Source organism: Rubrivivax gelatinosus (assembly GCF_004340905.1).
Lineage (GTDB): Bacteria > Pseudomonadota > Gammaproteobacteria > Burkholderiales > Burkholderiaceae_C > Rubrivivax > Rubrivivax gelatinosus.
Genome location: NZ_SLXD01000013.1, coordinates 23301 through 40503, shown reverse-complemented (window position 1 = coordinate 40503; position 17203 = coordinate 23301). Strand labels below are relative to the sequence as shown.

Sequence of the window (17203 nt, the reverse complement as noted above, 5' to 3'; positions counted from 1 at the left end):
TAATTTGAGAATCCGATGCCGCCGGAGGGGGCTGGCGCAAGCCCTGTGCGCCGGCTCCGGGCGTCGCGCACGGGCGCTGCGCCGCCGGCCTGTCCGGAGCATCCCTCGGCGGTCTGCCGGGCCTCGCCCGCTACCATCGCCGCAATGGATCTTCTCAAGCCGCTGATCGCGCTGCTGGCGATCGTCAACCCGCTCGGCGTCGTCCCCTTCTTCATCCACTTCACGCAGAACTTCTCGCCCGAGCAGCGCCGGCGCACGATCCGCATCAGCGCCTTCACCGCCTTCGTCGTGATCGCGACCAGCGCGCTGGCCGGCCTGAAGATCATCGAGTTCTTCGGCATCTCGATCGCCTCGTTCCAGGTCGGCGGCGGCCTGCTGCTGATGCTCAGCGCCGTGGCGATGCTCAACGCCCAGCCGGCGGAGACCAAGCCGACCGACGTCAGCGACGGCAACGAGCGTGTGGACGCCGGCGCCAGCATCGCCGTCGTGCCGCTGACGATCCCGCTGCTCACCGGGCCGGCGACGATCTCGACGATGGTCATCTACGCCGAGCGCACGCGGCACTGGTGGCAGCTGGCTGTGCTCGTCGGTTATGGCGTGGTGGTCGCAATCGCCACGTTTGTCGCCTTCTCGGCCTCCGAGCGCATCGCGCGCTGGCTGGGGCGCACCGGCATCAACGTGATGACCCGGCTGATGGGCCTGATCCTCGCGGCGCTGGCCGTGGAGATCATGGCCGAGGGCCTGCTCAAGCTCTTCCCGGTGCTGGCCAGCCCGCTGACCTGAACGCCGGCGGGCCATTCGAACGACAACGACAGGAGACACGCATGCACCCCGCCCGCCCCGAACCCGCTCCCCGCCGCCTGCCGCCGTCCACGCGGTGAGTGCCGCCGAGTACGACGTCGTCATCGTCGGCGGCGGCACCGCCGGCTGCCTGCTCGCCAACCGCCTGTCGGCGGAGGCCTCGCGCCGCGTGCTGCTCGTCGAGGCCGGCGGCAGGGACGACTACCACTGGATCCACATCCCGGTCGGCTACCTCTACTGCATCGGCAACCCGCGCACCGACTGGCTCTACCGCACAGAGCCCGACCCCGGGCTCAACGGCCGCAGCCTGCGCTACCCGCGCGGCAAGGTGCTGGGCGGCTGCTCCAGCATCAACGGCATGATCTACATGCGCGGCCAGGCGCGCGACTACGACGGCTGGGCCGCGGCGACGGGCGACGCCAACTGGCGCTGGGAGCACTGCCTGCCGTACTTCCGCCGCCACGAGGACCACTGGCGCGGCGGAGACGCGCTGCACGGCAGCGGCGGCGAGTGGCGCGTCGAGCGCCAGCGCCTGCGCTGGGACATCCTCGACGCCTTCGCCGCCGCGGCCCGCGAAGCCGGCATCCCGCCGACCGAGGACTTCAACCGCGGCGACAACGAAGGCGTCGGCTACTTCGAGGTCAACCAGCGTTCCGGTATCCGCTGGAACACCAGCAAGGCCTTCCTGCGTCCGGCGCTGGGGCGGCCCAACCTGCAGGTCTGGACCGGCGCGACGGTGACCCGCGTGCTGCTCGACGGCGGCCGTGCGACCGGCGTCGAGGTGCGCCCGCTGGGCGGCGGCGCGCCGCTGGTGGCGCGGGCGCGCCAGGAGGTCGTGCTCGCCGCCGGCGCGATCGGCACGCCGCAGATCCTGCAGCTCTCGGGCATCGGCCGCGGTGACTGGCTGCAGCCGCTGGGCATCCAGACGCGGCACGAGCTGCCCGGCGTCGGCGCCAACCTGCAGGACCACCTGCAGATCCGTGCCGTCTACGCCGTCGAGGGCACGCGCACGCTGAACACCTTGTCGGCCAGCGCCCTGGGCAAGGCGCGCATCGCCGCCGAATACGCGCTTCGGCGCAGCGGCCCGATGAGCATGGCGCCGTCGCAACTGGGGGCCTTCACGCGCTCGTCGCCGGCGTATGCGGCGGCGAACATCGAGTACCACGTGCAGCCGCTGTCGCTGGAGGCCTTCGGCGAGCCGCTGCACGGCTTCGATGCCTTCACCGCCAGCGTCTGCAACCTGAACCCCAGCGCACGCGGCGAGGTCCGGCTGGCGTCGCCGCGGCCCGAGGACGCGCCGCGCATCGTGCCCAACTACCTGTCGACGTCCGAGGATCGCCAGGTCGCGGCCGATTCGCTGCGGCTCACGCGCCGCATCGCCTCGATGCCGGCGCTGGCGCGTTATCGCCCGCGTGAGGTCAAGCCCGGGCCGCAGTACCAGAGCGACGACGAACTCGCGCGTCTGGCCGGCGACATCGGCACCACCATCTTCCATCCTGTGGGAACGTGTCGCATGGGGCGGGACGACGACGCTCTGGCGGTCGTCGACTCGCAGCTGCGTGTTCGCGGCCTCGCGGCGCTGCGCATCGCCGATGCGAGCGTGATGCCGACGATTACCAGCGGGAACACCAACGCTCCGACCCTGATGATCGCCGAACGTGCAGCGGAGTGGATGGCCCGTGACGGGTAAGTCCCGATGTCCGGGCGGATACGCGCCGCTACAGTGTCTTCACTCGCGCCGCATCGGTTGCCCCTAGGGACCACCAACGCGGCCAGCGGGGGGTCGAGGAGACAAACAGACGCCTGGCACCGGGTCGCCGCACATCAAACGAAGATGGCGACCAGGGTCAAGGACCACAGCACGAAGGGGCGCCATCGATTCCGGTGGCGCCCTTTTTCGTTTTCCCGCCGCCCGGCGCGGCGGAGAAACGTGGTCATGCGCCCGCTGTTGTCGTGATGCCCGGCCGGGCCAGGGGACTACGATCGCCGCGTCCTTCCTCTGCCTCTTTCGAGCCGCCCATGTCCGTCAACGCCGAACTGCGAACGCTGGAGATCGACATCCCGGCGCAACCCGAGGCGCTCGTCAAGCTCTCGCTGCTGCTCGCCGAGGAGGAGGTCAACCTCACGGCCGCCGCCTCGCTGATCGAAGCCGACATGGCGCTGGCCGCCGCGGTGCTGAAGGCGGTGAACTCGTCGCTGTACGGCCTGCGCGGGCGCGTGCAGAGCGTGCAGCAGGCGATCACTTACCTGGGCATGCGCGAGATCGCGGCCATCACCTTCGAGATCGGCCTGCGGGCCGCTTTCCCGCCGGCCGCCGAACTCGAACCGATGTGGTCGCGCGCCGCCCGCCGCGGCCTGGTGATGGGGCGCATCGCGCACAAGCTGTCGCTCGACGCCTGGGCCGCACACTCGGCCGGGCTGTTCGAGGAGTGCGGCAAGGCGGTGCTGTTCCGCCACGCGGCCGACCACTACCGCGCGATGCTGCGTGCCGCACGTTCGGACACCGAGCTGCTGACGCTGGAACACGCCGGCTTCGGCGTCAGCCACGACGCGCTGGGCGCCGCGCTGTGCGAGAGCTGGGGCCTGGGCCAGGCCGCCGTGGCCTGCGTGCGCCATCACGTGCTGCTGCAGTTCGGCCTGGAGTTCCCGCCGCAGATGCCGCCCAACCGGCGTGCGATCGGCGCCGTCTCGGTGATCGCGCACGCGCTGATCAACGAGCCCGGGACCGTCGACGAAGTCATCGCGACGATCGCGCCGCTGGCCGAGCTCGACGTCACGCTGGCGCTGCGCAGCGTGCGCCAGGTGCAGGAACAGCTCGCCGACGCGCTGAGCCACGGCCGCTGACCCCAGGGTCGTCCCGGTCACGCGTTCGCGGGATGACGCGTTCGTGCATTGGCGCCGCCTCGTCGTAAGCCCTGAGCCGGTGCGCGTGCAGCGCGGCTAGTCTGGCCGCGTCCGGGCCGAGTCGCGGCCCGCCGGGTGGCCGCCATGTCCGACACGATCCCCGACACCGTGCCCGACGACGCGCTCGCGCTGCAGCGCCTGTGGCACTGGGAGAAGAGCGCGCCCGGGCGCATCGCCTTCACCCAGCCGGGCGGCGGCACGCTGCGCGACATCAGCTGGAGCGAGGCCGTCGGCCAGGCGCGGCGCATGGCGGCGCATCTGAAGTCGCTCGGCCTGCCGCACGGCTCGTGCATCGCGATCCTCGGCAAGAACAGCGCGCACTGGCTGATGGCCGACTGGGCGATCTGGATGGCCGGCCACGTCTCGGTGCCGCTGTACCCGACGCTGGCCGCGGCCACGGTGCGCCAGGTTCTGGAGCACAGCGGTGCGCGCCTGCTCTTCGTCGGCAAGCTCGACGTCTGGCCCGAGATGAAGGCCGGCGTGCCCGACGGCCTGCCCTGTGTCGAGCTGCCGCTGGGCCCGGGCAGCGGCGCGCCGCGCTGGGACGACATCGTTGCCGCCACCGCGCCGCTGGCCGGCGAGCCGGTGCGCCCGGGCGACGAGCTCTGCACCGTGATGTACACCTCGGGCACGACCGGCGCGCCCAAGGGCGTGATGCACCGCTTCTCGCACTTCGCCTGGGCGCTGCAGTCGGGGCTGCGGCGCATCGGCGGGCTGGACGCCGACGCGCGCATGCTGAGCTACCTGCCGCTGTCGCACGTGGCCGAGCGCACGCTGGTCGAACACGGCCAGCTCGCCAGCGGCATGCGCGTCTATTTCGCCGACACGCTGGAGACCTTCACCGAGGACCTGCGCCGGGCGCGGCCGACGGTGTTCTTCTCGGTGCCGCGGCTGTGGCTGAAGTTCCAGCAGGGCGTGCACGCCAGGATGCCGCCGTCCAAGCTGAACACGATGCTCGCCGTGCCGGGCCTGGGCCGGATCGTGCGGCGCAAGGTGCTCGAAGGCCTGGGGCTGGACGCCTGCCGTTTCGCCGCCGGCGGTGCGGCACCGATGCCGCCCGACCTGCTGCGCTGGTACGGCCGGCTGGGGCTGGACGTCGTCGAGGTCTACGGCATGACCGAGAACTGCGGCATCAGCCACGCCACCCTGCCCGGCCATCCGCACCCCGGCACCGTGGGCCTGCCCTACGACGGCGTGCAGTCGCGGCTGGACCCGGAGAGCGGCGAGATCCAGATGCGCTGCCCGGCGCTGATGACCGGCTACTACCGCGAGCCCGAACTCACGCGCGAAGCCTTCACCGCCGACGGCTGGCTGCACACCGGCGACCAGGGCGAGCTCGACGACGGCGGCAACCTGCGCATCACCGGCCGCGTGAAGGACCTGTTCAAGACCAGCAAGGGCAAGTACGTCGCGCCCGCGCCGATCGAGGACAAGCTGGTGATGCACCCGGCGGTCGAAGCCTGTTGCGTCAGCGGCGCCCATCTGCACCAGCCGCTGGGCCTGGTGATGCTGAACCCGGCCGCCGCGGCGCAGGCCGCCGACGCCGCAGGCCGCGCCGCGCTGGAGCGTTCGCTGGCCGACCATCTGGCCACCGTCAACTCGCTGCTCGACCCGCACGAGCGCCTGGTCTGCCTGGTGGCGATGCGCGACGCCTGGACGGTGGGCAACGACCTCGTCACGCCGACCTTCAAGGTCAAGCGCGGGCGCATCGAGGCGCTGTTCGCGCGCCGCTACGAGGAATGGACCGCTGGCGGCCGGGCGGTCGTCTGGTACGACGGCGGCGGCGCCTGATCAGGCCGCGCGCAGGCAGTCGACGATCTTCAGCCGCGCCGCGCGCCAGGCCGGCACGAAGCCGCCGATCAGCCCCATCGCCAGCGCGAAGCCGATGGCCTTGGCGCCGATGACGGGCGTCAGCCGGAACTGGAAGGCGAGTTCGGAGAAGGTCGCGAAGTTGGTCGTCGAGACGTCGACGAACTGCATCAGGCTGGCCGCCGCCAGCCCGAAGACACCGCCGACGAAGGCCAGCAGCAGCGACTCGCCGAGAAAGGCGACGAGCACCGCCTCGCGGCGGAAACCCAGCGCCCGCAGCGTGCCGATCTCGCCGACACGCGAGGCGACCGCGCCGAACATCGTGATCGCCGCGCCGACGATCGCGCCGGTGGAGAAGATCAGCGCCAGCGCTGTGCCCAGGATGCTGATGAAGTTGGCCAGCTGCTCGCTCTGCTCGGCGTAGAAGCGGATCTCGGGCTTGGCCTCCAGCGTCAGCCGCGGGTCGTCCTCCAGCCGAGTGCGCACCGCCTCGAAGGCCGCCGGGTCGGCGAGGCGCAAGACGACGCTGGAGTAGGCCAGGCGCCGGAAGGACTGCATCAGCTGTTCGGCGTCGCCCCAGATCTCGGAGTCGAAGCCGGTCCTGCCGGCGTCGACGATGCCGACGACGGTCCAGTCGCGGCCGGCGAAACGCAGCGTCGAGCCCGGCGCGACGCCGTCGTAGCCGCGTGCGACGGCGCGGCCGACGACGATCTCGGCGCTGCCGGGGCGGAAGAAGCGGCCTTCGACGATGCGCACCTGCGGCCGCAGCGCCAGCCCGGTGGCCGAGGTGCCGCGCAGCGTCACGTTGCCGGGTTTGCCGTTGCGCTTGACCAGGCTGTTCAGCACCACCGGCTCGCGGCTGACGAGCGGCTGGCCGAGCGCGTCGGTCGCGATGCCGGGCAGGCTCTCGATGACGCCGGCCTGCTCGCGCGTGATCGTGCTCGTGATCTCGGCGTTGGAACCCTTGCGCAGCACGACCACGTTGTCCGGCTGCCCGGTGGCCACCAGCGTCGCGCGGATGCCCTCGGTCATCATCAGCACGGTGGCGAAGACGAAGACCACCAGCGCCATGCCGCCGGCGGTCAGCGCCGTCGTCACGCGCCGCACCCAGAGGTTGCGTGCGATGTAGGCGAGCGGGACGGCGCGGCGCATCGGGGCTCAGGCCACGTGTCTCAAGCCGTCGACGATGTCGATGCGGCTGGAGCGCCACGCCGGCCAGGCCGCCGCGGCGACGCCGACCGCCAGCGCCGCCAGCAGCTGCAGCGCGATCGTCTCGGGCGCGACGCGGAACACCGGGAACAGCGTGCCGACGGCGTTGGCGAAGGCCGAGGCCAGCGGCAGCGTCACCAGCACGCCGAGCACGCCGCCGATCGCGGCGATCAGCAGGCTCTCGCCGAACAGCAGCTTGACGACGAACTCCGGCGGGAAACCCAGCGCCTTCAGCGTCGCGTACTCGGCCAGGCGCTCGCGCGCGGTCATCGCCATCGTGTTGGCCATCACCGCCATGATGATGACGATGACGATCAGGCTCACCGCCTGCAGCGCCACGAGGATCGCCTCGCTCATCGACACGAAGCCGAGCTGGAAGGCCTTCTCGGTCTCGGTCAGCGTCTCGGCCAGCGAGTTGCGGAACATCGTGTCGATGCGCTGGCCGACGAGCGCGGCGTCGTTCGGGTCGCGGATGCCGACGACGAACACGCCGACCGAGTCGCCACGGCCGGGGAAACGCTGGCGCTGGATCTCGTTGACGTAGCCCCAGTGCATCAGCATCTGGTTCTCGTCGACGCCGGGGTCGGCGCCGCGGTAGATGCCGCGGATCGTGAAGTTCCAGGTGCCGCTGTAGATCGTGCCGCGCAGCGGCACCGTGTCGCCGACCTGCCAGCCGTACTTGGCCGCCAGGGTGCGGCCGACGAGCACGCCGCGGCGGTCGCGCAGCCAGGCCGTGCGTTCGGCGTCGGCGACGACGAACTCCGGGTACAGCGGCAGATAGCTCGCGCCGTCGACCGCGAACTGCGGGAAGAAGTTGCGCTCGGTGATGTAGACGCCGCCGAACCAGTTCGACCAGCTGACCGCGGTGACGCCGTCGACCGCGCGCAGCCGCTCGGCATAGGCCAGCGGCAGCGGCACGGTCAGCGAGGTCGCGCTGCGCACGATGAGCCGCGTGCTGGAACTCGCGTTGGCGCCGGCGTACCAGGCGTCGACGATGGTGCGCAGCAGGCCGAAGGCGCAGACCGCGACCATCAGGCCGACGATGGTCAGCAGCGTGCGCAGCCGGTGGCGGAACGCGTTCTTCAGCAGCAGGCGCAGCAGGAACACCGCGTCGCCCCGTTCAGCCGGCCGCGGCCTCGTCGACCAGCACGCCTTTTTCCAGGTGCACCAGGCGGTGCGCACGCGCCGCGGCCTTGGGGTCGTGGGTGACCATGACGATGGTCTTGCCGAGTTCGTCGACCAGCTGTTCCAGCAGCGACAGCACCTCCTCGCCGGTGTGGCGGTCGAGGTCGCCGGTGGGCTCGTCGGCGACGATCAGCGTCGGGTCGCCGACCAGCGCGCGCGCGATCGCCACGCGCTGCTGCTGCCCGCCGGACAGTTCGTTCGGGTAGTGCGCGGCGCGGTCGGCCAGCGACACCAGCGCCAGCGCCTGGGCGACACGCTCGCGGCGCTCGCGCGCGGACAGGTTGGTCAGCAGCAGCGGCAGCTCGACATTCTCGGCCGCCGTCAGCACCGGCAGCAGGTTGTAGAACTGGAAGATGAAGCCGACGTTGGCGGCGCGCCAGTCGGCGAGCTGGCCTTCGTCCAGCGTCGCGATGTCGGTGCCGGCGATCTCGATCGTGCCGGCGCTCGGCTTGTCGATGCCGGCCACCAGGTTCAGCAGCGTGCTCTTGCCCGAGCCGCTGGGGCCCATCAGCGCGACGAACTCGCCGGCGTGCACGTCCAGGTCGATGCCTTCGAGCACCGGGATGTCCTGCTCGCCGCGGCGGTAGGTCTTGCGCAGGCCCTGGATGCGGATCAGCGGCGCCGCGCCGGCGCCGGGCGTGGTGCTCACTTGGCCACCGTCACGCGCGTGCCGGCGGCCAGCGTGTCGGCCGGGGCGAGCACGACACGCTCGCCGGGTTTCAGCGTGCCGGGCGTGATCTCGACGACGTCGCCCAGCGTGCGGCCGACCGTCACCGGCACCGCTTCGAGCCGGCCGTCGGCGGCGATGCGCAGCACGACGCGGCGGCCGTCGCGTTCGACGACGGCCTTGGGGTTCAGCGCCATCACCGGCTGGCGGTCGGCCTCGGTCGCGGCCTGCGACAGGAAGACCACGCGCGCCGCCATCTCCGGCAGGATGCGCGGGTCCAGCTGCTCGAAGCGGATCTTGGTCATCACCGTCGCCTTGGCGCGGTCGACGGTGGGCACGATGCGCCCCACGCTGCCGGCGAAACGTTTGTCGGGCAGCGCGTCGAGCGCGATCTCCACCGGCTGGTCGATGCGGATGCGGCCGACGTTGGCCTCCGACACGTCGGCCTCGACTTCCAGCGTCGACATGTCGGCCATCGTGACGACGGCGCCCAGCGCGCCGGTGGCGCTGGACAGCGGTGTGATCAGGTCGCCGACGTTGGCGTTCTTGATCAGCACGACGCCGTCGAAGGGCGCGCGGATCTCGGTGTTGTCGCGGGCGACACGCTGCACGCTCAGCTGGGCGCGCGACTGGGCGACTGCGGCGTCGGCGGCGGCCAGCGCGGCGGCGGCGGCGTCGGTGCGGCGCTGCGCCGCGTCGACCGCCTGCGGCGAGACGAAACCCTGCTCCTTGAGCCCCAGCGTGCGCTCCAGCTCGGCGCGGGCGTTGTCGAGCTCGACGGCAGCCTGGCGCCGTGTGGCTTCGGCCTGGCGCACGCCGGCTTCGGCGGCGAGCACCGTGGGCAGCACGTCGGCGGCGTCGATGCGCGCGATCAGGTCGCCGGCCTTGACGACGCTGCCTTCGCGCACCGCCAGCTCGACCAGCCGGCCGGTGGCCTTGCTCGCCACCGCGGCGCGGCGCTGGGCGACGACGTAGCCCGAGGCGTTGAGTTCGGCAAAACGGGCCGACGGATAGGCGCTGGCGACGTTGGTGGCCTGCACCTCGGGCGCGCGCCGGCTCCAGGCCGCGACGGCCAGCGCCGCGGCGATGCCGGCGGCGGCCAGCCAGATCCAGCGTCGGCCGCGGCGCCGGGGGGCCGCGCCGCGGGCAGCGGTCAGCGGCGTGAGCATCGGGCGGGCCGGGGCTTGGGGGTCGGTCATGCGCTGCGGGCCTGGGTGGCCTGCCTCAAGGTTCGGATGATTCGATGACGCCGCCGCCGAGGCAGACCTCGCCGTCGTAGACCACGGCCGACTGGCCGGGCGTGACCGCCCACTGCGGCTCGGCGAACGCGAGCACGACGCCCTCGCCGTCGCGGCGCAGCGTGCAGGCGGCGTCGGCCTGGCGGTAGCGTGTCTTGGCGGCCAGCGCGCTGTCGGCCGGCGCCGTGCCGGCGACCCAGGCGCAGTCGCCGGCGCTGAGCGTGCGCGACAGCAGCCAGGGGTGGTCGTGGCCCTGCACGACGCGCAGCACGTTGCGCTCGAGTTCCTTGCGCGCCACGTACCAGGGCGCGTGTTCGCCGCCGCCGGTCTTCAGCCCGCCGATGCCCAGGCCCTGGCGCTGGCCCAGCGTGTAGAAGCTCAGGCCCACGTGGCGGCCGACGACGCGGCCGCGCTCGTCCTCGATGTCGCCCGGCGCCTGCGCCAGATAGCGGTTGAGGAACTCGCGGAACGGGCGCTCGCCGATGAAGCAGATGCCGGTCGAGTCCTTCTTCTTCGCGTTCGGCAGGCCGATCTCGGCGGCGATGCGGCGCACCTCGGTCTTGGGCAGTTCGCCGACCGGGAACATCGTGCGCGAGAGCTGCGCCTGGTTCAGGCGGTGCAGGAAGTAGCTCTGGTCCTTGGCCGGGTCCAGGCCCTTGAGCAGCTCGAAGCGGCCGTCGCGCTCGCGCACGCGGGCGTAGTGGCCGGTGGCGATGCGCTCGGCGCCCAGGCGCATCGCGTGGTCGAGGAAGGCCTTGAACTTGATCTCGGCGTTGCACAGCACGTCCGGGTTGGGCGTGCGGCCGGCCTGGTACTCGCGCAGGAACTCGGCGAAGACGCGGTCCTTGTACTCGGCGGCGAAGTTGACGTGCTCGAGGTCGATGCCGATGACGTCGGCCACCGCCGCGGCGTCGAGGAAGTCCTGGCGCGACGAGCAGTACTCGCTGTCGTCGTCGTCCTCCCAGTTCTTCATGAAGAGGCCGACGACCTCGTAGCCCTGCTGCTTGAGCAGCCAGGCGCTGACCGCGGAGTCGACGCCGCCGCTCAAGCCCACCACCACGCGACGCTTGTCCTGCATGGGGTGGATTATCCGCGGCGCCCCGGACGGCCGCCTTGCGCCCACCGGCACAATGCGCGCCGATGAACGACGCCCCCGCCCCGGCCTTCGAGGTCCGCGACAGCCACGTGCACGGCCTCGGCGCCTTCGCCACGCGCGACCTGCGCCGCGGCGAGCGCCTGGGGCTCTACGCCGGCCGGCGCTGGAGCGCCGCGGAGATCGAGCGCCTGGACTGGGACAACGCGCTGACCTATTTCTTCGGCCTGTCCGACGGCTCGATGATCGACGGCCGCGAAGGCGGCAACGGCACGCGCCACTTCAACCACTCGTGCGCGCCCAACTGCGCGGCCTACGAGGTCGAGGACGAAGACGGCAAGCTGCAGATCGCCATCGAGGCCAAGCGCGCGATCCGCGCCGGCGAGGAGCTGTTCATCGACTACTCGCTGGACATCGGCGACGAAGACCCGGCGGACTTCGAGTGCCGCTGCGGCGCGCCCCGCTGCCGGGGAACGATGGCCGCGCCGCCGCCCCCGAAGAAGGCGCGCCGGCGCGGCTGAGCCTCAGGCCGCCGGCCGATACCCGCGCGGGATCGCCGCCAGCAGCCGCTTCGTGTAGTCCTGCTGCGGCGCCAGCAGGATCTGTTCGGCGCTCGCCTGCTCGACCACCTGGCCGTCCTTCATCACCATCACCTCGTCGCTGATGAAGCGCACCACCGACAGGTCGTGGCTGATGAAGACGTAGGCCAGGCCGAGTTCGTCCTGCAGGTCCTTCAGCAGGTTCAGCACCTGGGCCTGCACGCTGACGTCCAGCGCCGAGACGGCCTCGTCGAGCACCAGCACCTCGGGCTCCAGCGTCAGGCAGCGCGCGATCGCGACCCGCTGGCGCTGGCCGCCGGAGAACTCGTGCGGGTACTTGCCGAAGGCGCGGCCGTCCAGGCCCACCTTCTCCAGCAGCGTGCGCGCACGCTGCTCGCGCTCGGCGGTGTCGGCGCCGATGCCGTGGATGGTCATCGGCTCGATCAGCGCCTGGCCGATCGTGAAGCGCGGGTTCAGGCTCGCGTACGGGTTCTGGAAGACGATCTGGATGCGCCGGCGCATCAGCTGGCGCTCGCGGTCGCTCAGCTTCAGCAGATTCTTGCCGTCGAAGATGACTTCGCCGCCGGTCGGCTCGTGCAGGCGCAGCAGCGTCAGTCCCATCGTCGTCTTGCCCGAGCCCGACTCGCCGACCACGCCCAGCGTGTGGCCGCGGCGCAGCTTGAAGTTGACGTCGCGCACCGCCTTGAACTCGCGCTTGCCGAACAGCCCTTCCTTGAGCCAGAAGCTCTTGGCCAGCGAGCGCACCTCCAGCACCACCGGCGCCTCGGGGTCCTTGGCCTGGGCGGCGGCGGCCGCGCCACGGCCGGCGATGTGGTCGTCGATGACCATCAGCCGCCCCGGGTTGGTGTCCAGCGCCGGGCGGCAGGCGAGCAGCGCCTTGGTGTAGGCGTCCTGCGGCGCGGCGAAGATCTGCGCCACCGGGCCGCTCTCGCGGATCGCGCCGTGGCGCATCACGACGACGCGGTCGGCGATCTCGCCGACCACGCCCAGGTCGTGGCTGATGAACAGCAGGCTCATGCGGTGGCGCTCGCGCAGCTTGCCCAGCAGCTCCAGCACCTGGCGCTGGATCGTCACGTCCAGCGCCGTGGTCGGCTCGTCGGCGATCAGCAGCTTCGGTTCGCAGGCCAGCGCCATCGCGATCATCACGCGCTGCTGCTGGCCGCCGGACATCTCGTGCGGGTAGGCCTGCAGGCGGCGCTTGGGCTCGGGGATGCCGACCTCGCCGAGCAGCTCCTCGGCGCGCGCCCAGGCCTGGCGGCGCGTCAGCCCCAGGTGGCGCATCAGCGGTTCGGCGAGCTGCTGGCCGACGTTGAACACCGGGTTCAGCGAGCTCATCGGGTCCTGGAAGACGCAGGCGATCTCCTTGCCGCGCAGGGCCTGCAGTTCGCTCAGCGAACTCTTCAGCAGGTCGCGCCCGCGCCACAGGATGCGGCCGCTGCGCTCGGCGTTCTCGGGCAGCAGGTTCAGCACCGACATCGCGGTGACGCTCTTGCCCGAGCCCGACTCGCCGACCAGCGCGACGGTGGTGTTCTCCGGCACGTCGAAAGAGATGCCCTTGACGGCCTGGGCGCGCTGGCCCTGGCCCATGCGGAACTCGACCTTGAGGTCCTGGATGGAAAGCAGCGGAGTCATCGTCGCAGCGGTGTCGTGCGGGGCGTTCATTCCAGCCCCCGCAGCTTCGGGTCGAGCGCGTCGCGCGCGGCGTCGGCCATCAGCGAGAACGCGGTGACGAACACCGCCATGAAGCCGGTGGCCGCGGCGAGCTGCCACCAGTAGCCCAGGATCAGGTCGCTCTGCGCCTCGGCGAGCATCGTGCCCCAGCTCACCTGGTCGACCGGCACGCCCAGGCCCAGGTAGGACAGGATGACCTCGGCCTTGATGAAGCCGACGACCAGCAGCCCCATGCGCACCAGCACGACGTGGCTGACGTTGGGCAGGATGTGGCGGAACATGCGCGACATGCGCGACGCGCCGATGGCCTCGGCCGCGCGCACGTACTCGCGGCTGGCGTGCTTGATGAACTCGGCGCGCACCTGGCGGTACATGCCGGTCCAGCCGGTCAGGCCCAGGATCAGCACCACGGTGTCGATGCCCCGGCCCAGCACCGCGGCGAAGGCGAAGATCAGCAGGATGCCCGGCACCGACTCGAAGACGTTGTAGAGCCACTCCAGCGCGTCGCCGATCTTGCCGCCGAAGAAGCCGCTGAAGGCGCCCAGCAGCGTGCCGATCGTCGTCGCGACGACGGCCGCCAGCACGCCGACGAAGACCGAGATCTGCGTGCCCTTGACGGCCTTCTCGAGCACGTCGCGGCCCAGGCGGTCGCCGCCCAGCGGCAGCGTCTCGGCCTTGGGCGTCTCCTCGGTCTTCAGCTTGGCGGCGCGTTCGGCCCACTCGGCATAACGCGGCGCCAGCGGGTCGACGTCGGACAGGTCGACGTTCGGCCCCTTGGGCGCGGCGATCGCCATCTTCTCGGTGGCGGCGGCCGGGCCGACGAAGGTCGGCGGCGCGTTGGCCACGCCCACTTCGCGCTGCCAGTCGCCGGCGACGACGCCGGCCCAGGACAGCAGGATCAGCAGCAGGAAGGCGACGACGACGACCAGCGAGGTGACGCCGACGCGGTCACCCTTGAAGCGGCGCCAGGCGGCGTGCCAGACGCCTTCGGAACGTTGCTGGGCCGAGTCGACGGCGGCCGGGGAAGACATGACGGCACTCACTTCAGCACCACGCGCGGGTCGACGACCTTGAACATCAGGTCGGTCAGCAGGTTGATCAGCATCGTCAGCACGGCCAGGTACACGGTGACCGCCTGGATCACCGGGTAGTCGCTGCGGTTGACGGCCAGCAGGACCTCGCGGCCCAGGCCGGGGATCGAGAAGAAGACCTCGATCAGGAAGGAGCCGACGAAGATGCTGGGCAGGGCCAGACCGATGTTCGTCAGGATCGGGATCATCGCGTTGCGCAGCACGTGCTTGAACAGCACCGTGCCTTCGCCCATGCCCTTGGCGCGTGCGGTGCGCACGTAGTCCTGGCCGAGCTCGTCGAGCAGGAAGCTGCGGTACAGCCGGGTCTGCGGCGCGATGCCGACGGCCACCGCCAGCAGCACCGGCAGCGGCGCGTAGGTCACGAGGTTGGTCAGCGTCGAGTCGCTCCAGCCCTGCACCGGGAACCAGCCCAGGCGGAAGCCGAAGAAGTACTGGCCGACGATGACGTAGACCAGGAAGCTGATCGACAGCGCCACCGTCGTCACGACCATGATCGTGCGGTCGGTCAGCGAGCCGCGGCGGTAGGCCACCCACATCGCGATCGGCAGCGCCAGCAGCGTGTCCAGGATCAGGATCGGCACCATCACCGTCAGCGTCGCCGGCAGCCGGCTGGCGAACAGGCTGGACACCGGCTCGTTGGTCGCCCAGCTGTGGCCCCAGTCGAAGGTGAGGATCGACTTCACGAAGATCCACAGCTGCACCGACCAGGGCTGGTCCAGGCCCAGCTCCTGGCGGATCGCCGCGATCTGTTCGGGGGTCGCGTTGAGGCCGCCCAGGATTTCCGCGGGGTCACCGCCGAAGAACTTGAACAGCAGGAACACCAGCAGCACCACCCCGGCAAGCGTCGGGATCATCTGCCACAGGCGTCGTATCAGGTAAGCCGCCATCTGGGAATCAACGAAAAGCGGGCGCCGCTCGTGCCGGCGCCCGTGTTACAGGATGCGCGAGTGTAGGGGCGTCGCGGCAGTGCCGCCGCCGGGTCATTCCCCCGCGTCGGGGCGGGGCAAGCAGGACGCGGGCCAGCCGCGGCCGGGGCACGGAGCTTGCGAGCCGTCCGGATCCCCGCCGTCGTGCGGGGTGGCGACGCTCCGCGCGGGGCGGCTGCGCCGTAGACTCCGCCGCTTTCGTAACCAAACCTCTGCCCGATGAAACGCTTGGTCCGGTCCGCTGCGCTGGCCGCCTGCCTGCTCGCGACGGCCCTCGCCGGCTTCGCGCAGACGGCCGGCTCGTCGCCGAAGACGCTGCGCTACGCGTTCCCGATCGCCGAGACCGGCTTCGACCCGGCGGCCATCAGCGACCTGTACTCGATCACCGTCGTCGCCGGCATCCTGGAGGCGCCGCTCGAATACGCCTTCCTCGAGCGCCCGGTGCGCATGCGGCCGAACACGGCTGCGGCCATGCCCGAGGTCTCGGACGACTTCCGCACCTTCACCTTCCGCATCCGGCCCGGCATCTACTTCGCCGACGATCCGGCGTTCAAGGGCAGGAAGCGCGAGCTGGTCGCCGAGGACTACGTCTACTCGATCAAGCGCTTCTACGACCCGCGCTGGCGCGCCGGGCGGCTCTACCGGCTGGAGAGCAACAAGATCCTCGGCCTGTCGGAGCTGCGCGCGCGGGCGCTGAAAGAGCGCAAGCCCTTCGACTACGACACGCCGGTCGAGGGCCTGCGTGCGCTGGACCGCTACACCTTCCAGGTGCGGCTGGCCGAGCCGGCGCCGCGCTTCGTCTACAACTTCGCCGACGCCTCGCTGACCGGCGCGGTGGCGCGCGAGGTCGTCGAGTTCTACGGCGACCGCATCGGCGAGCACCCGGTCGGCACCGGCCCGTTCAAGCTCGGCGCCTGGAAGCGCAGCTCGAGCATCGAGCTCGACCGCAACCCGGGCTACCGCAGCGTGCTCTACGACGAGCAGGCGCCCGAGGGCGACGCGCGGCTGCAGGCCGTCGCGCGCGAGTTCAAGGGCCGGCGCCTGCCGCTCGTCGACCGCGTGAAGATCTCGATCATCGAGGAGCCGCAGCCGCGCTGGCTGTCCTTCCTGAACGAGGAGCAGGACGTCGCCGAGCAGGTGCCGGCGGAGTTCGCCAACGTCGCCTTCCCGAACAACGAGCTGGCGCCCAACCTCGCCAAGCGCGGCGTGCTGATGCTGCGCTACGCCAAGGCCGACGTCGCCTATACCTACTTCGCGATGGAGAACCCGGTCGTCGGCGGCTACACGCCGGAGAAGGTGGCGCTGCGCCGGGCGATCGCGCTGGCGGTCGACGTCGAGCGCGAGATCCGGCTGGTGCGCGGCGGCCAGGCGATCCCGGCGCAGTCGATGATCGGCCCCGAGGTCCAGGGCTACGACCCGGCGCTCAAGAGCGAGAGCGGCGACTACGACCCGGCGCGTGCCCGGGCGCTGCTGGACATGTACGGCTACGTCGACCGCGACGGCGACGGCTGGCGTGAGCAGCCCGACGGCAGCCCGCTGGAGCTGGAGTACTCCACCCAGCCGGACCAGGTGAGCCGCAAGCTCAATGAGCTGTGGAAGAAGAACATGGACGCGGTCGGCCTGCGCATCGTGTTCAAGGCCGCCAAGTGGCCCGAGCAGCTGAAGGCCTCGCGCGCCGGCAAGCTGATGCTGTGGGGCGTGGCCTGGAGCGCCGAGCTGCCCGACGGCGACACCTTCCTGGCGTTGGGCTACGGGCCGAACAAGGGCCAGTCCAACCACCCGCGTTTCGACCTGCCGGCCTACAACGCGCTGTACGAGAAGCAGGCCCGCCTGCCCGACGGCCCCGAGCGCCGCGAGGCGATGGACGCCGCCAAGAAGCTGCTCGTGGCCTACGCGCCGTACAAGCCGACCGTGCACCGCATCTGGACCGACCTCGCCCATCCCTGGGTGCTGGGCTACAGCCGCAACATCTTCGTGCGCGAGTTCTGGAAGTACGTGGACCTCGACCCCGAGGCGCAGACGCGCCGCGGTTCCTGACCGAATCCGAGA

At 71.3% G+C, this 17203-nt stretch carries 14 protein-coding genes; 6 read left to right on the top strand and 8 right to left on the bottom strand.

The annotated features are described in order from the left end of the window. Positions 1–144: 144 nt before the first annotated feature. The 4 genes from EV684_RS18840 (at position 145) to EV684_RS18825 (ending at position 5496) form a co-directional block, all read left to right on the top strand. Positions 145–783, top strand: coding sequence for a MarC family protein (locus EV684_RS18840; RefSeq protein ID WP_132648835.1), 639 nt, complete (start codon positions 145–147; stop codon positions 781–783). 94 nt (positions 784–877) lie between these two features. Further along, entirely contained in the window at positions 878–2491 is a 1614-nt protein-coding gene (locus EV684_RS18835) for a GMC family oxidoreductase (protein WP_132648834.1), read from the top strand. Positions 2492–2820: 329 nt separating this feature from the next. After that, positions 2821–3645 carry an HDOD domain-containing protein gene (locus tag EV684_RS18830; protein WP_132648833.1) on the top strand — a complete coding sequence of 275 codons (825 nt, stop codon included), beginning with the start codon at positions 2821–2823 and terminating at the stop codon, positions 3643–3645. 144 nt (positions 3646–3789) lie between these two features. Beyond that, entirely contained in the window at positions 3790–5496 is a 1707-nt protein-coding gene (locus EV684_RS18825; protein ID WP_165908535.1) for an AMP-binding protein, read from the top strand. Here the strand turns inward: EV684_RS18825 and EV684_RS18820 are convergent, their stop codons facing one another. The 5 genes from EV684_RS18820 to mnmA are packed head-to-tail and all read right to left on the bottom strand — an operon-like array spanning position 5497 to position 10891. Then, complete coding sequence (locus EV684_RS18820; RefSeq protein ID WP_132648831.1) at positions 5497–6666, bottom strand: ABC transporter permease; 1170 nt, start codon at positions 6664–6666, stop codon at positions 5497–5499. 6 nt (positions 6667–6672) lie between these two features. Beyond that, positions 6673–7830: an ABC transporter permease gene (locus EV684_RS18815; RefSeq protein WP_132648830.1), complete on the bottom strand. Its 1158-nt coding sequence runs from the start codon at positions 7828–7830 to the stop codon at positions 6673–6675. Positions 7831–7843: 13 nt separating this feature from the next. Next, positions 7844–8557 (bottom strand): ABC transporter ATP-binding protein, encoded by a 714-nt coding sequence (locus EV684_RS18810; protein ID WP_132648829.1) that lies wholly within the window; start codon positions 8555–8557, stop codon positions 7844–7846. Further along, positions 8554–9744, bottom strand: coding sequence for an efflux RND transporter periplasmic adaptor subunit (locus tag EV684_RS18805; RefSeq protein ID WP_132648995.1), 1191 nt, complete (start codon positions 9742–9744; stop codon positions 8554–8556). The genes EV684_RS18810 and EV684_RS18805 overlap by 4 nt, the downstream gene beginning before the upstream one ends. 55 nt (positions 9745–9799) lie before the next feature. After that, on the bottom strand, positions 9800–10891 hold the full coding sequence (mnmA, locus tag EV684_RS18800; RefSeq protein WP_132648828.1) for a tRNA 2-thiouridine(34) synthase MnmA: 1092 nt from the start codon (positions 10889–10891) through the stop codon (positions 9800–9802). 62 nt (positions 10892–10953) lie between these two features. On the opposite strand from mnmA, the gene EV684_RS18795 reads away from it, so the two are divergent. Then, positions 10954–11427: an SET domain-containing protein gene (locus tag EV684_RS18795; RefSeq protein ID WP_132648827.1), complete on the top strand. Its 474-nt coding sequence runs from the start codon at positions 10954–10956 to the stop codon at positions 11425–11427. 3 nt (positions 11428–11430) lie between these two features. On the opposite strand, the gene EV684_RS18790 is transcribed toward EV684_RS18795, so the two are convergent. Genes EV684_RS18790 through EV684_RS18780 form a run of 3 tightly spaced genes read right to left on the bottom strand, consistent with a single transcriptional unit; the run spans position 11431 to position 15115 of the window. Continuing rightward, complete coding sequence (locus tag EV684_RS18790) at positions 11431–13098, bottom strand: ABC transporter ATP-binding protein (RefSeq protein ID WP_132648826.1); 1668 nt, start codon at positions 13096–13098, stop codon at positions 11431–11433. A gap of 26 nt (positions 13099–13124) precedes the next feature. Beyond that, complete coding sequence (locus EV684_RS18785) at positions 13125–14168, bottom strand: ABC transporter permease (protein ID WP_132648825.1); 1044 nt, start codon at positions 14166–14168, stop codon at positions 13125–13127. Positions 14169–14176: 8 nt separating this feature from the next. Further along, entirely contained in the window at positions 14177–15115 is a 939-nt protein-coding gene (locus tag EV684_RS18780) for an ABC transporter permease (RefSeq protein ID WP_132648824.1), read from the bottom strand. A 258-nt stretch (positions 15116–15373) separates the two neighbouring features. Here EV684_RS18780 and EV684_RS18775 point away from each other — a divergent pair, with 258 nt between their 5' ends. Next, the gene (locus EV684_RS18775) at positions 15374–17191 is read left to right on the top strand and encodes an ABC transporter substrate-binding protein (RefSeq protein ID WP_132648823.1); all 1818 of its coding nucleotides are present in this window, start codon (positions 15374–15376) and stop codon (positions 17189–17191) included. Positions 17192–17203: the final 12 nt, after the last annotated feature.

Bases quoted from the DNA above. Each gene is read 5' to 3' on its own strand.
- EV684_RS18780 (WP_132648824.1), bottom strand. From the start codon at position 15,115: ATGGCGGCTTACCTGATACGACGCCTGTGGCAGATGATCCCGACGCTT.
- mnmA (WP_132648828.1), bottom strand. From the start codon at position 10,891: ATGCAGGACAAGCGTCGCGTGGTGGTGGGCTTGAGCGGCGGCGTCGAC.
- EV684_RS18825 (WP_165908535.1), top strand. From the start codon at position 3,790: ATGTCCGACACGATCCCCGACACCGTGCCCGACGACGCGCTCGCGCTG.
- EV684_RS18795 (WP_132648827.1), top strand. From the start codon at position 10,954: ATGAACGACGCCCCCGCCCCGGCCTTCGAGGTCCGCGACAGCCACGTG.
- EV684_RS18805 (WP_132648995.1), bottom strand. From the start codon at position 9,744: ATGCTCACGCCGCTGACCGCTGCCCGCGGCGCGGCCCCCCGGCGCCGC.
- EV684_RS18840 (WP_132648835.1), top strand. From the start codon at position 145: ATGGATCTTCTCAAGCCGCTGATCGCGCTGCTGGCGATCGTCAACCCG.
- EV684_RS18820 (WP_132648831.1), bottom strand. From the start codon at position 6,666: ATGCGCCGCGCCGTCCCGCTCGCCTACATCGCACGCAACCTCTGGGTG.
- EV684_RS18785 (WP_132648825.1), bottom strand. From the start codon at position 14,168: ATGTCTTCCCCGGCCGCCGTCGACTCGGCCCAGCAACGTTCCGAAGGC.
- EV684_RS18790 (WP_132648826.1), bottom strand. From the start codon at position 13,098: ATGACTCCGCTGCTTTCCATCCAGGACCTCAAGGTCGAGTTCCGCATG.
- EV684_RS18830 (WP_132648833.1), top strand. From the start codon at position 2,821: ATGTCCGTCAACGCCGAACTGCGAACGCTGGAGATCGACATCCCGGCG.
- EV684_RS18775 (WP_132648823.1), top strand. From the start codon at position 15,374: ATGAAACGCTTGGTCCGGTCCGCTGCGCTGGCCGCCTGCCTGCTCGCG.